This window comes from Bradyrhizobium sp. Ghvi, from assembly GCF_900115265.1.
Taxonomy (GTDB): domain Bacteria; phylum Pseudomonadota; class Alphaproteobacteria; order Rhizobiales; family Xanthobacteraceae; genus Bradyrhizobium.
Genome location: NZ_FOVU01000004.1, coordinates 97006 through 108815, shown reverse-complemented (window position 1 = coordinate 108815; position 11810 = coordinate 97006). Strand labels below are relative to the sequence as shown.

Genomic DNA, 11810 nt, shown 5'->3' with positions numbered 1-11810 from the left:
GGCGGGTCGTCAGGCACAAGGGCTGCTGTGCCGCGCGAGCGCCTCGGCATGGAGCTCGGCGCTTGGCTCGGAGAAGCAGCAGAAAACGACCCGAGCAACGGATGGTGCGGCGGTGAGTCCTTCGATAGTGCTGCGAATGGCGATCTCGGCCGCCCGGTCGGCCGGAAAATGATAGATGCCGGTCGAAATCGCGGGAAATGCCACCGAGGTCAGGCTGTGCTTGCCGCATAGTTCCATCGCGCGCCGATAGCAGGAGGCGAGTAGATCGTCCTCGCCGCGCGTGCCGCCGTTCCAGACCGGCCCGACGGTGTGGATCACATGCGCGGCCTTAAGCCGATATCCCCCGGTGATCTTGGCGTCGCCGGTCTTGCAGCCGTGCAGCATGCGGCACTCGGCGACGAGCTCGGGACCGGCCGCCCGATGGATCGCGCCGTCTACGCCGCCCCCGCCAAGGAGCGACGTATTGGCGGCGTTGACGATGGCGCCAACGCTCAACGTTGTGATGTCGGCAACGATGACATCGAGCTGGACGCCGCCGATCCGGCGGGTCAGCACCGTCACGGATCAGGCCGCGACGACGACGCCCTTCTCGGAGAAGAGCTGCTGCAATTCACCGGCCTGGAACATCTCGCGGACGATGTCACAGCCGCCGACGAACTCGCCCTTCACGTAGAGCTGCGGAATCGTCGGCCAGTTCGAGTATTCCTTGATGCCGTTGCGGAGCTCAGCGGATTCCAGCACGTTGAGGCCCTTATAGCCGACGCCGATATGGTCGAGGATCTGGACGACCTGGCCGGAGAACCCGCATTGCGGAAATTGCGGTGTCCCCTTCATGAACAGAACCACGTCGTTCGACTTCACTTCGTTGTCGATGAATTCCGCAATGCTCATATCCGTGTCCTTCTGGGCAGAGCCCTTAACAAATCCCTCGGGCCGGCTCGGCCGATTTAAACCCGATACCTGCCTATATATGTAGCCCAAACCGTTGTGCATCCAAAGTAAAATGGCGGCGACAGGTTCGCGGCGGGCAGTTTGCCCCGGGCCGGCTCCATAGCCTGATGACATTAATATCATCGCCGGAGAGGACTTTCATACCGTAACGGAGCCCCTATCTAGGACGAACCCTGGTTTTGGAACCGGGTCTCGCCAACAACGTTCTCTTGTCCTGTCTGGAGAAAAACGTGACGAAACAAGCCTCCGCTACGGCCACGCCGCCGCTTTCGTCACCGTCGGTCGCCCCAGGCGGCCTCGCTCAAGGGCTCGAGACCGCCTTTCTTGCCGTGCGCAACGAGACCGAGCGCCGGGCGGCGCCGCTTTCGCCGGAGGATCAGCAGATCCAATCGATGCCGGATGCAAGTCCAACCAAATGGCACCGGGCCCATACCACCTGGTTCTGGGAGCAGTTTCTGCTCGGGGAGCATGCGCCAGGCTACCGGCCTTTCCATCCCGACTTCGCCTTCCTGTTCAATTCCTATTACGTCAGCGCGGGCCCGCGCCATGCCCGCAATCATCGCGGCGACATCACCCGGCCGAGCGCGGGTGAGGTCGGCGCCTATCGCAGCTATGTCGATGCTGCGGTCGTCAAGTTCTTCCGCGACGCCGGTGAGGACAAGCTTCGCGCCATCGCGCCACTGGTCGAGGTCGGGCTGAACCACGAGCAGCAGCATCAGGAATTGATGTTCACCGACATCCTCCACGCCTTCGCGCAGAACCCGGTCTATCCGGCATACGACAAGGACTGGCGCTTTCCGGCCGCGACGCGCACGGGCGACGACTGGCTGACGCTCAATGAAGGCATCCACACCGTCGGCCACGTCGACGACAGCTTCCATTTCGACAACGAGAAGCCCGCGCACCGCGCGCTCGTCGGCCCGGTGAAGGTCGCCCGCAATCTCGTCACCAATGGCGAATGGCTCGCGTTCATGCGCGATGGCGGTTACGCGAAAGCAACGCTGTGGCTGATGGACGGCTTCGCCGCGGCCAGCAAGGAAGACTGGCAGGCCCCGGGTCATTGGCGCGAGCTCGACGGCGGATGGCAAGTGATGACGCTCGCCGGCCTGAAGCCGGTCGATCCGGACGCGCCCGTCTGCCATATCAGCTATTACGAGGCCGATGCGTTCGCGCGCTGGGCCGGCAAGCATCTGCCGACCGAGATGGAATGGGAGGTCGCGGCCCGCGCGGGGCAGCTCAACGATGCCTTCGGCATCGTCTGGCAGTGGACCCGCTCTTCGTATTCTCCCTACCCCGGCTATCGCGCCATTGAAGGCGCGCTCGGCGAATATAACGGCAAGTTCATGGTCAACCAACTCGTGCTGCGCGGCTCCTCGCTGGCGACGCCCGTGGGTCACAGCCGCGTCACTTATCGCAACTTCTTCTATCCGCACCACCGTTGGCAATTCACGGGGTTGCGGCTCGCTGACTATTTCTAGTTCTCATCCGACGATCGATGCGCGCCGGACAGCGCGTTCAGGAGAGTATCATGAATGTGCACGCCAGCGCTTTGGCCGAAGCCCATCTTCCCGACGAGCAGACCACTGTCTTCGCCCGCGAGGCCATTGAGGACCTCTCGCAGCAGCCGAAGAAACTGTCGCCGAAATATTTCTACGACGCGACGGGATCGGAGCTGTTCGAGGCGATCACGCGCCTGCCGGAATATTATCCGACGCGCACCGAGCTATCGATCCTGAAAGAGCGCGGCAGCGAGATCGCGAAGATCATTCCGGAAAATGCCGCGCTGGTCGAGTTCGGCGCCGGCGCGACCACGAAGGTCCGGCTGCTGCTGAACCAGGCGAAATTCGCAGCTTATGTTCCGGTCGACATCTCCGGCGACTTCCTTCAGGCGCAGGCCAACGGCTTGAAGCGCGATTTCCCTGCGCTCGGCATCTATCCGGTGGCCGCCGATTTCACCACGCCGTTCGAGCTGCCGAAGGCGGTCGCGTCAATGCCCAAAGTCGGCTTCTTCCCCGGCTCGACCATCGGCAATTTCGAACCGCACGAAGCGCAGGCGTTCCTGAAGAGCGCTCGCCAAATCCTCGGCCGCGGCGCGCAGATGATCGTCGGCGCCGACCTCGAGAAGGAAGAGCGCCTGCTCCATGCCGCCTATAATGATGCGGCCGGCGTCACCGCGCGCTTCAATCTCAATGTCCTGGTGCGGATCAACCGCGAGCTCGGCGGCAATTTCGACCTCTCCGCCTTCACCCATCGGGCGATCTACAATCACGCGTGTCATCGCATCGAGATGCATCTGATCAGCCGCAAGAGCCAGACCGTGCGCCTGCTCGGCACCAGCTTCTCGTTCAAGCCGGGCGAGAGCATCCATACCGAGAACAGCTACAAATACAGCATCGAGCGCTTCGCCGCGCTGGCACAAGGCGCCGGCTGGCGCGTGCGCGAGAGCTGGACGGATGCAGCGAAGATGTTCTCGGTCCATGCCTTGGAGGCGGCGGAGTAAAAGGCTCCGGCGCCTCAACGCTCCCCGGCCTCTTCCTCCGGCTTCGCCCCCAACGACACCGACTCCCACACCGCGACGACGATCATGATCGCACTCGTCACGACCGACAGCCAAAGCGCCGACAACTCGGCGGCGAACCACCACAGCGCCAGCATCAGGATGATGCCAACGCCGTGAGAGAGCTGGAGGAAGCCCCGGATCGCGTGCTTGAACAGGATGGTGCCGACCAGAAACACCAGGGGGCCGCCGATCGTGCTGACGATGATACGCACGTCGGAATGGTCAGAGGGGTGCTTCAGCACCAATTCGTCCGAGACCGCCGTGAGGATGATGCCGGCGACGATCGGCATGTGCAGGTAGGTGTAGGCGAGCCGCGCCAGCCGGCCGGATTCGGCTGATTTCGAGATGCGCTCGGAGCCGGCCTCCGCGCCTTTGTGGAAATAGACCCACCACATCGCAATGCTGCCGACCAATGCTGCGATGAAGGCGAGCATGTTGTCTGCGGTCCAGTCCAGCTCGGCAAAGGTCGCGCCGTTGACGACCACGGCTTCGCCGAGCGCGATGATCACGAAGAGAGAGCAGCGCTCGGCCATGTGGCTGCCCTCGACGGCCCAGGCCTCGACCGACGAGAAGCCCAGCCTCGGTACCCAGAAGCGCACCGCGGGCGAGATGTATTCCCAGGTGACCGCGGCGATCCACAGCCATAGCCGCGTCTCTCCTTCGGAAAGGCCGCCTGCGATCCACAACACCGCCGAGATCGAGAGCCAGACCAGGATGCGAATTGCGTTGTGCCGGACCGCCGTGCGATGGCGCGGCGTCGCGAACATCCAGAACGCAGTCCGACCGACCTGCATGACCGCATAGGCCACCGCAAACCACAGGCCCCGCCCTTCGAAGGCGGTCGGGATCGTCGTCGACAGCACGAGGCCGCCCAGCATCATCGAAAACAGCAGGAGGCGGACCGGCGTCAGCTCGGGGTTGAGCCAGTTGGTGACCCAGGCGGTGTAGACCCACACCCACCACACGGCGAGAAACAACACCGTGACATGCACCGCCCCGAGTGGCGTGAAATGGTGCAGCAGCGTGTGCGAGATCTGGGTGACCGCGAAGACGAAGACGAGATCGAAGAACAGCTCGGCATTGGTGACGCGACTCGGCTGGTTCGGCACGATGACGCGAAACATCGCGCCGCGCTTGTTGTCCGCAGCCATCATCGTCCCCGTCGCGCGATCAGATCAGGTGCCGATCAGGTCAGCTGCCTGGCACGCCGGTTTGCAGCGCCAGCGCATGCAGCACGCCACCCATCTGGCCTTGCAGGGACCGGTAGACGATCTGGTGCTGCTGGACGCGGGATTTGCCGCGGAAGGATTCCGAGATCACGGTCGCGGCATAGTGGTCGCCGTCGCCGGCGAGGTCACGGATGGTCACCTCGGCATCGGGGATCGCTGCCTTGATCATCGCCTCGATATCGTGGGCGTCCATGGGCATTCGGGTCTTGCTCCTGTCTCGTCGAATCGCTGCCGGGGGTCCCCGGCCCGGCAGGACCAAACTTAGCGTGAACGGCCTTCTACGTCACGCTCTCAGGCACTATATCCCTGATCCCATCGGGATAAAGGCACGACAAAGTGCCGCGCACGGCAGAATGATCGAAAAGGCGTGAAGATATGAAGCTTCCAGGGCCGGACCACCCCATCACCATCACCCCAAACCCCCGCCGCGTTCGCGTCATGGCGGGCGATATCGTGATTGCCGAGAGCACCAGGGCGCTGACGCTGAAGGAGGCTAAGTATCCGGCAGTGCAATATCTGCCGCGGGAGGATGCCAACATGGAGCTGCTGGAGCGCACCGACCGCACCACCCACTGCCCCTACAAGGGCGACGCCAGCTATTACAGCATCAAGGCCGACGGCAAGACGCTCGACAATGCCATCTGGACCTACGAGACGCCGTTCCCTGCGATGACGGAGATTTCAGGCCACCTCGCCTTTTATCCGGACAAGGTGAAGATCGAGGAAGTGGGATAGACTGACGCCGCCGTAGAGCCGGGGCAGCCATCAGGCTGCCTTTCCCCCGTCGATACAAGGCACAGGATGCCGCACAAGGCCGCAAGACTGATCGGGGTCTCGTTGCTGGGATTGGCGGGCGTCCTCGTTGCGATCGCCGCTGCCGGACTTGGGTTTCGTGCCTATCGCCAGCATCTTGCCGCTGAGGTTCTCGCGATCCATTCCCCCAATGGGGTGCAGGAGGGCGCATATGTCGACATCGGCGGCATCAAGCAATGGATTCAAATCCGCGGCGAGGATCGGGACAACCCGGTTCTCCTGTTCGTCCACGGCGGCCCCGGAGGCTCGAGCTGGCCGATCTCATCGGGCTGGCTTCCCTGGGAAAAGCATTTCACCGTCGTGCAATGGGACCAGCGCGGCGCCGGCCGCACCTATGGCGCCGCTGGCGAGGATGCGCTCGCGCCATCAATGACCTTGGAGCGAATGACGCAGGATGGCATCGAGCTGGCCGAGTATTTGCGAGCGCATTTGCACAAAGACAAGATTATCCTGGTCGGGCATTCCTGGGGTTCGTTCCTGGGCATTCACATCGTCAAGCAGCGGCCGGATCTGTTTTATGCCTATGTCGGCACGGGACAGGTGGTCGGAAGGGTGACATTCGAGAAGTCATTCGAGCTCGCGATCAAGCATCTGCGAGAGTTGGCGCAGTCCGCCGGCAACAGCGAGGCTTTGGCAGAGTTGGCGCCGATTACCGAACAGCCTCTGATGAATCCACGGAATCGTCTTGTTGCCGACAGATGGAGCAAGGCGCTGGCGCTGCCATCCATCGAGAGCTTCGAGCTGGCGGGTCCAATCCCGCCCCCGTTCATGCCGGATTTCTCGCTGCTGGACTGGTACAACTGGCGCAAAGGCATGGCCTTCTCCGCAAGATATCTGCGCGGACGAGACGGCCCGATGTTCAAGGGCGACGTCGCCTCGCTCGGACTCGCGTTTCCGATCCCGATGATCTTCATCGAGGGCGATGCGGACTACAACACGCCGATCGAGCCGGTCGAACAGCTCTTCAACCAGATCACGGCGCCCCATAAGGAATTCGTCCGCGTACAGGGCGGGGGGCATTTCATGCCGTTCGATCGTCCCGACGAGTTCCTGGCGGAGCTGGTCGCCTACGTGAGACCGCTTGCACTCAATTGACCGCTCATTGCTCAGTTCTTGGCCGCATGCTCGACATCAATACGAGTCCAACGGCCGCCTTCCGCGACCCAAAGCGCTGTGGTGCCTGAATTTTCCAATTTCCCATCAGTTGCATAAGCGACGGTCCCATCCTTCTCGGCAAGATAAGCCCTGTGCTCGCCTTCCGACGGTCCATACGGAGAGTCCAAAATCTTCGTCCATCCGTCCGAGGTCAACGTGAAAACTCCGGCGCCGACAAAGCTCGCCATCAGTTTGCCGGAAGATGTCAGCGCAACGGCTTCACATTTCCCCGGCGTTTCAAGCACGACAGCGCTCTCGTCATCGAGCCGAACGAGCTCGCCCTTGTCGTCTCTTGCAAAAACGCCATCCGCAGTTCCTAGAATCTGGCTCGGGCGTGTCATCGGCAAGGTCCTGGGTTCGCTCCAGTCCTGGCCATTTCGCCAGTAGAAGGCATAGTCGCAGGGCAAGGGCCCTCCGAAACAAGACCCCAAACGCATGATTCGCGCTTCTCGGCCGCGCGAAAAGGCCACGCCAACAGACCCGCTGTATTCCGGCGCCGATGGCGACGTATCCAAGATCCAGCGATCGGGCGGGCTCCAGGTCCAGACATGATCTGCCCCGACGAGGTGCAAACCAGTTGCATCGGACGTCACATGGAAGCCTGCAACCATATCGCCACGGGTATAGTAACCATAAGCATTCGGCGGGGCCGGAAGGGCGACGAGATGCCAGCCAGTCTCATCAAGCCTTCGCAGGACGCCGTCGTGGATATGCTGAAGCCAAAGGCTCTTGCTCGCCCTGTCTGCCCACGGCCACTCAAGGACATCGTCGCGCAAGTACCAGCTGTGCAAAGACTTGACACTGGTACCCTGCACCTCGATCAGCCCGATGTTGGTCGTGACATAGAGCCGGTCAGCATCAAACGCGACGCCTGAAAATCCAAAATGAGCGTAGTTGGGAAGGGACGCAATGCGTCTGCCGATCTCGGTCGGCGGCAACGTCTTGGGGACCGCCGCGCCTTGCCGCTCAGCGGCCTCACTGCCCAACAACATAAAACTAACAAAGCACGTTACGCCGAGGCACAAGCCGACGGGCACGGACAATACTGTCCTAACCACTGAAAATATTCGCCCCATACTGATGGTCAGCCCCGCTCCATGAAAGGCACGCAACCAGAGATTATCTGGATTTGCTTCCTCTTGCCCAGCGGTAAAACTCCCGGTCCTGCGGCGGTCCCGCCCGGACTACGCCCTGAAGATCGTCAGCCCGAGGATCAGCAGCACCAGGAAGATCACAACGAAGACATAGAACAGAAAGCGGGCGACATCGGCGGAGGCCGCCGAGATGCCGGTGAAGCCGAGCACGCCAGCCACGATCGAGATCAGCAGGAAGATCAGCGCCCATTTCAAGATCGTCATCGCCAGCTCCGCAATATCTGTGGCCGCAACCGGCGGCCCACCCCGTTCGGGAACGCTAACTGCGTTGTGGGGAACTGGTTCCTACAGGCATGGCAAGCAATTTTCGCAGCGCAAACCGCTCTTGCTGAATTGGGTTCCCGGCGGCACAGTCCGGCCCGGATAGAAGTGCGACCGGGGCGACCATGATTACGATGTCACACTCTGCGAAGATGGGCGCAGAGGCGCATGCCGAGCCGAAGGCCAAAGCGCGCAATCTGTCGCTCGACCGCACCCGTACCTTCCTGACGCTGGTGGTGCTGCTGCATCACGCGGTCATTCCCTACACCTATTTCGGTCACACCGACCCGGCGTCGTGGATCGGCTTCGACATCGTCGTGCTCGCCACGGACAGCTTCTTCATGGCGATGTTCTTCTTTCTGTCGGGCCTGTTCACCTGGCCCGGCATCGCGCGCAAGGCGCCGCAGGTCTTCCTGCGCGACCGCCTGCTGCGGCTCGGCCTGCCGTTCGCGGTCGCGGCCTTCACCATCATCCCGCTCGCCTATTACGCGATCGCACTGCGCGAAAATCCCGAGCTGACTTTCGCGGCGTTCTGGTCGAAGACGATCACCGTTGGCCCGTGGCCGAGCGGCCCGATCTGGTTCGTCTGGGTGCTGTTGGCGTTCGACCTCAGCGCAAGCCTGCTCTACCGGGTCTCGGCGCATCTGGTCGATCCAGGCAACCGCGTCTCGCTCCGGGGATTCAAGCAGCCGGTCGCCTTTTGGCTGATGCTGGCGGTCGTCACCGTCATCGCCTATGTGCCCGCCCTGGTCTATTTCGGCGCCAACAGATGGTTGGAGTTCGGCCCGTTCTCGGTCCAGGCGAGCCGCATCCTGCTCTACTTCGCCTATTTCTTCATTGGCGTCAGCGTCGGGGCTGCGAATTTCGATCGCGGCATCCTCGGCGCCGATGGCCAGCTGCCGAAGAGCCGCTGGTTGTGGATGATCGTGACGCTGATCCCCTACTGCCTGATGTGGTGCATGATCTACATCAAGCGCGAAATCCTCGATAATCCCGACGTGCTGCCGCACTGGTACCATGTCTTCTACGGCACGTTCCTGGTGCTGTTCTCGGCCTCGATCCTGCTCGCGATCCTCGCCTTCTTCCTGCATTCGAAGGCGCCGGGCCCGACCCCGCTCGACCGCATGCAGGCCGATGCCTATGGCATGTTCCTGGTGCATTACCCGATCGCGCTGTGGATCCAGTACGCGCTGTTCGACTATGAACTGCCGGCGATCGTGAAGGCCGCGATCGGCTTCGTGCTCACAGTGATCCTGAGCTGGGGCATCACGGCGGCTTTGCGGAAGATTCCCGGCGCGTCACACGTGTTGTGAGGCCCCACGCGTCATTGCGAGCGCAGCGAAGCAATCCAGGCTGCGTCTGCGGAACGATTCTGGATTGCTTATCGCAATGACGGAGTGCGTAGCCGCGCCTTACGCCGCCTTCTCGCCCATATACTCCGGCATCCAGCGCTCGTGCGACGTCCGCAAGCTGTCGATCGTCACCGGCGCCTCACCCGCGATCGCAATCGCGTCGCCGCCCGTGGTGCCGATCCGCACGCAAGGCACCTCGCAGCCACGCATCTTGGCGAGCACGCGGCCGGCTTCGGTTTCCGGCACGGTGACGAGATAGCGCGCCTGATCCTCGCCGAACCAATAGGCCTGTGACACGAGTGCCGTTGGGGCCGCCAGCAGCTTGGCGCCGATGCCGCTCGCCATCGCCATCTCGGCGAGCGCGATCAAGAGGCCGCCATCGGAGAGATCATGCACCGCCGTCGCCGTGCCCGCATGGATCATGCCGCGCACGCAATCGCCGTTGCGCTTCTCGGCAGCGAGATCGACCGGCGGGGGCGCGCCCTCCTCGCGACCGCAGATGTCGCGCAGGTAAACCGACTGGCCCAGCCAGCCATGGGTCTCGCCGACCAAGAGAATCGCTTCACCTTCAGCCTTGAACGCCAGCGACGCGGATTTGGTGAAATCGTCGAGCAGGCCGACGCCGCCGATCGAGGGCGTCGGCAGGATCGCGCGGCCGTTGGTCTCGTTGTAGAGCGAGACGTTGCCTGACACGACCGGGAAATCGAGCGTGCGACACGCTTCCGAGATGCCCTTCAGGCAGCCGACGAACTGGCCCATGATCTCGGGCCGTTCGGGATTGCCAAAATTGAGATTGTCGGTGATCGCGAGCGGCTTGCCGCCAACCGCAGTGATGTTGCGCCAGGCTTCCGCCACCGCCTGCTTGCCACCCTCGAACGGATCAGCCTCGCAATAGCGCGGCGTGACGTCGACGGTCAGCGCCAAGCCCTTCGGCCCGTCCTGCACGCGAACGACCGCGGCATCACCGCCGGGGCGCTGCATGGTGTTGCCGAGAATGACGTGGTCGTACTGCTCCCAGACCCAGCGCTTGCTGCACATGTCTGGCGTGCCGATCAGCTTTTCCAGCGCAGCGCCAAGCGCCATCGGCGCAGGCACCTCGCGCGCATGCACGATCGGCAGCGCGGCGGACGGGACATGCGGACGGTCATACACCGGCGCCTCGTCGCCGAGCTCCTTGATCGGCAGATCGGCCATGACGTCGCCGCCATGCTTGACCACGAAGCGCTTGCTCGGCGTGGTGTAGCCGACCACCGCGAAGTCGAGGCCCCACTTCTTGAAGATCGCCTCGGCTTCCTTTTCCTTCTCGGGCTTGAGCACCATGAGCATGCGCTCCTGGCTTTCCGAGAGCATCATCTCGTAGGCGCTCATGCCGATCTCGCGGGTCGGCACCGCATCGAGATCGAGATCGACGCCGAGATCGCCCTTGGCGCCCATTTCCACTGCCGAGCAGGTCAGGCCCGCCGCGCCCATGTCCTGGATCGCGATGACGCAGCCCTTCTCCATGATCTCGAGGCAGGCCTCGAGCAGCAGCTTCTCGGCGAAGGGGTCGCCGACCTGCACGGTCGGGCGCTTCTCCTCGGACTTGTCGTCGAACTCGGCTGAGGCCATCGAGGCGCCGTGAATGCCGTCACGACCGGTCTTGGAGCCCAAATAGACGATCGGCATGTTCACACCGGAGGCGGCCGCATAGAAGATCTTGTCGGCGTCTGCGAGGCCCACCGCCATCGCGTTGACGAGGATGTTGCCGTCATAACGGGTGTGGAAGCGCACCTGGCCGCCGACCGTCGGCACGCCGAAGGAATTGCCGTAACCGCCGACGCCCGCGACGACGCCGGAGACGAGATGCCGGGTCCTCGCATGTTCGGGCGCGCCGAAGCTCAGCGCATTGAGACAGGCAATGGGGCGCGCGCCCATGGTGAAGACGTCGCGCAGGATGCCGCCGACGCCTGTCGTCGCGCCCTGATACGGCTCGATGTAGCTCGGGTGGTTGTGGCTCTCCATCTTGAAGACCACCGCCTGGCCATCGCCGATATCGATCACGCCGGCGTTCTCGCCGGGACCCTGGATCACCCAGGGCGCCTTGGTCGGCAGGCCGCGGAGATGGATGCGCGAGGACTTGTACGAGCAGTGCTCGTTCCACATCGCCGAGAAGATGCCGAGCTCGGTGAAGGTCGGCTCCCGCCCGATCAGCTTCAGGATGCGCTCATACTCGTCGGGCTTGAGCCCGTGGGCGGCAACCAGTTCGGGGGTGATCTTGGGTTCGTTCTTCATGGCTTCAGAGGCTTTCGGCGGCGGTTTGGCCGTTCTTAGGAACATCGGGGGGCTTGGAAAAGCC

Annotated in this window: 12 protein-coding genes; 5 read left to right on the top strand and 7 right to left on the bottom strand. The window is 62.9% G+C overall.

The genetic code is table 11. The annotated features are described in order from the left end of the window. Positions 1 to 9: 9 nt before the first annotated feature. Positions 10 to 561 (bottom strand): O-acetyl-ADP-ribose deacetylase, encoded by a 552-nt coding sequence (locus BM374_RS15875; RefSeq protein ID WP_092293737.1) that lies wholly within the window; start codon positions 559 to 561, stop codon positions 10 to 12. Positions 562 to 564: 3 nt separating this feature from the next. After that, the gene (grxD, locus tag BM374_RS15870; protein ID WP_080140390.1) at positions 565 to 891 is read right to left on the bottom strand and encodes a Grx4 family monothiol glutaredoxin; all 327 of its coding nucleotides are present in this window, start codon (positions 889 to 891) and stop codon (positions 565 to 567) included. A gap of 239 nt (positions 892 to 1130) precedes the next feature. Between grxD and egtB the strand changes: the two genes are divergently transcribed. Continuing rightward, entirely contained in the window at positions 1131 to 2429 is a 1299-nt protein-coding gene (egtB, locus tag BM374_RS15865) for an ergothioneine biosynthesis protein EgtB (protein WP_177248342.1), read from the top strand. A gap of 50 nt (positions 2430 to 2479) precedes the next feature. Continuing rightward, a complete protein-coding gene (gene egtD, locus BM374_RS15860) occupies positions 2480 to 3451 on the top strand; it encodes an L-histidine N(alpha)-methyltransferase (RefSeq protein ID WP_177248341.1) in 972 nt (323 codons plus the stop codon). Between the two features lie 14 nt (positions 3452 to 3465). On the opposite strand, the gene BM374_RS15855 is transcribed toward egtD, so the two are convergent. Together BM374_RS15855 and BM374_RS15850 are read right to left on the bottom strand one after the other, a co-directional pair. Beyond that, a complete protein-coding gene (locus tag BM374_RS15855) occupies positions 3466 to 4662 on the bottom strand; it encodes a low temperature requirement protein A (RefSeq protein WP_177248340.1) in 1197 nt (398 codons plus the stop codon). 40 nt (positions 4663 to 4702) lie between these two features. Continuing rightward, positions 4703 to 4939 (bottom strand): BolA family protein, encoded by a 237-nt coding sequence (locus BM374_RS15850; RefSeq protein WP_092293730.1) that lies wholly within the window; start codon positions 4937 to 4939, stop codon positions 4703 to 4705. A gap of 176 nt (positions 4940 to 5115) precedes the next feature. On the opposite strand from BM374_RS15850, the gene BM374_RS15845 reads away from it, so the two are divergent. Further along, positions 5116 to 5475 carry a DUF427 domain-containing protein gene (locus tag BM374_RS15845; protein WP_092293728.1) on the top strand — a complete coding sequence of 120 codons (360 nt, stop codon included), beginning with the start codon at positions 5116 to 5118 and terminating at the stop codon, positions 5473 to 5475. Between the two features lie 66 nt (positions 5476 to 5541). Beyond that, a complete protein-coding gene (locus BM374_RS15840; protein ID WP_092293726.1) occupies positions 5542 to 6648 on the top strand; it encodes an alpha/beta fold hydrolase in 1107 nt (368 codons plus the stop codon). Positions 6649 to 6659: 11 nt separating this feature from the next. Here the strand turns inward: BM374_RS15840 and BM374_RS15835 are convergent, their stop codons facing one another. Then, complete coding sequence (locus BM374_RS15835; RefSeq protein WP_143270198.1) at positions 6660 to 7745, bottom strand: hypothetical protein; 1086 nt, start codon at positions 7743 to 7745, stop codon at positions 6660 to 6662. A gap of 147 nt (positions 7746 to 7892) precedes the next feature. Continuing rightward, a complete protein-coding gene (locus tag BM374_RS15830; RefSeq protein WP_092228199.1) occupies positions 7893 to 8066 on the bottom strand; it encodes a DUF1328 domain-containing protein in 174 nt (57 codons plus the stop codon). A gap of 182 nt (positions 8067 to 8248) precedes the next feature. On the opposite strand from BM374_RS15830, the gene BM374_RS15825 reads away from it, so the two are divergent. Continuing rightward, positions 8249 to 9436, top strand: a complete 1188-nt coding sequence (locus BM374_RS15825) for an acyltransferase family protein (protein ID WP_092293722.1) — start codon at positions 8249 to 8251, stop codon at positions 9434 to 9436. Positions 9437 to 9535: 99 nt separating this feature from the next. Here the strand turns inward: BM374_RS15825 and purL are convergent, their stop codons facing one another. Continuing rightward, the gene (gene purL / locus BM374_RS15820; RefSeq protein WP_092293720.1) at positions 9536 to 11746 is read right to left on the bottom strand and encodes a phosphoribosylformylglycinamidine synthase subunit PurL; all 2211 of its coding nucleotides are present in this window, start codon (positions 11744 to 11746) and stop codon (positions 9536 to 9538) included. Between the last annotated feature and the right edge of the window lie 64 nt (positions 11747 to 11810).

Coding starts and splice junctions, on each gene's coding strand:
- BM374_RS15845 (WP_092293728.1), top strand. CDS start 5,116: ATGAAGCTTCCAGGGCCGGACCACCCCATCACCATCACCCCAAACCCC.
- BM374_RS15850 (WP_092293730.1), bottom strand. CDS start 4,939: ATGCCCATGGACGCCCACGATATCGAGGCGATGATCAAGGCAGCGATC.
- grxD (WP_080140390.1), bottom strand. CDS start 891: ATGAGCATTGCGGAATTCATCGACAACGAAGTGAAGTCGAACGACGTG.
- BM374_RS15840 (WP_092293726.1), top strand. CDS start 5,542: ATGCCGCACAAGGCCGCAAGACTGATCGGGGTCTCGTTGCTGGGATTG.
- BM374_RS15825 (WP_092293722.1), top strand. CDS start 8,249: ATGATTACGATGTCACACTCTGCGAAGATGGGCGCAGAGGCGCATGCC.
- egtD (WP_177248341.1), top strand. CDS start 2,480: ATGAATGTGCACGCCAGCGCTTTGGCCGAAGCCCATCTTCCCGACGAG.
- purL (WP_092293720.1), bottom strand. CDS start 11,746: ATGAAGAACGAACCCAAGATCACCCCCGAACTGGTTGCCGCCCACGGG.
- BM374_RS15830 (WP_092228199.1), bottom strand. CDS start 8,066: ATGACGATCTTGAAATGGGCGCTGATCTTCCTGCTGATCTCGATCGTG.
- BM374_RS15855 (WP_177248340.1), bottom strand. CDS start 4,662: ATGGCTGCGGACAACAAGCGCGGCGCGATGTTTCGCGTCATCGTGCCG.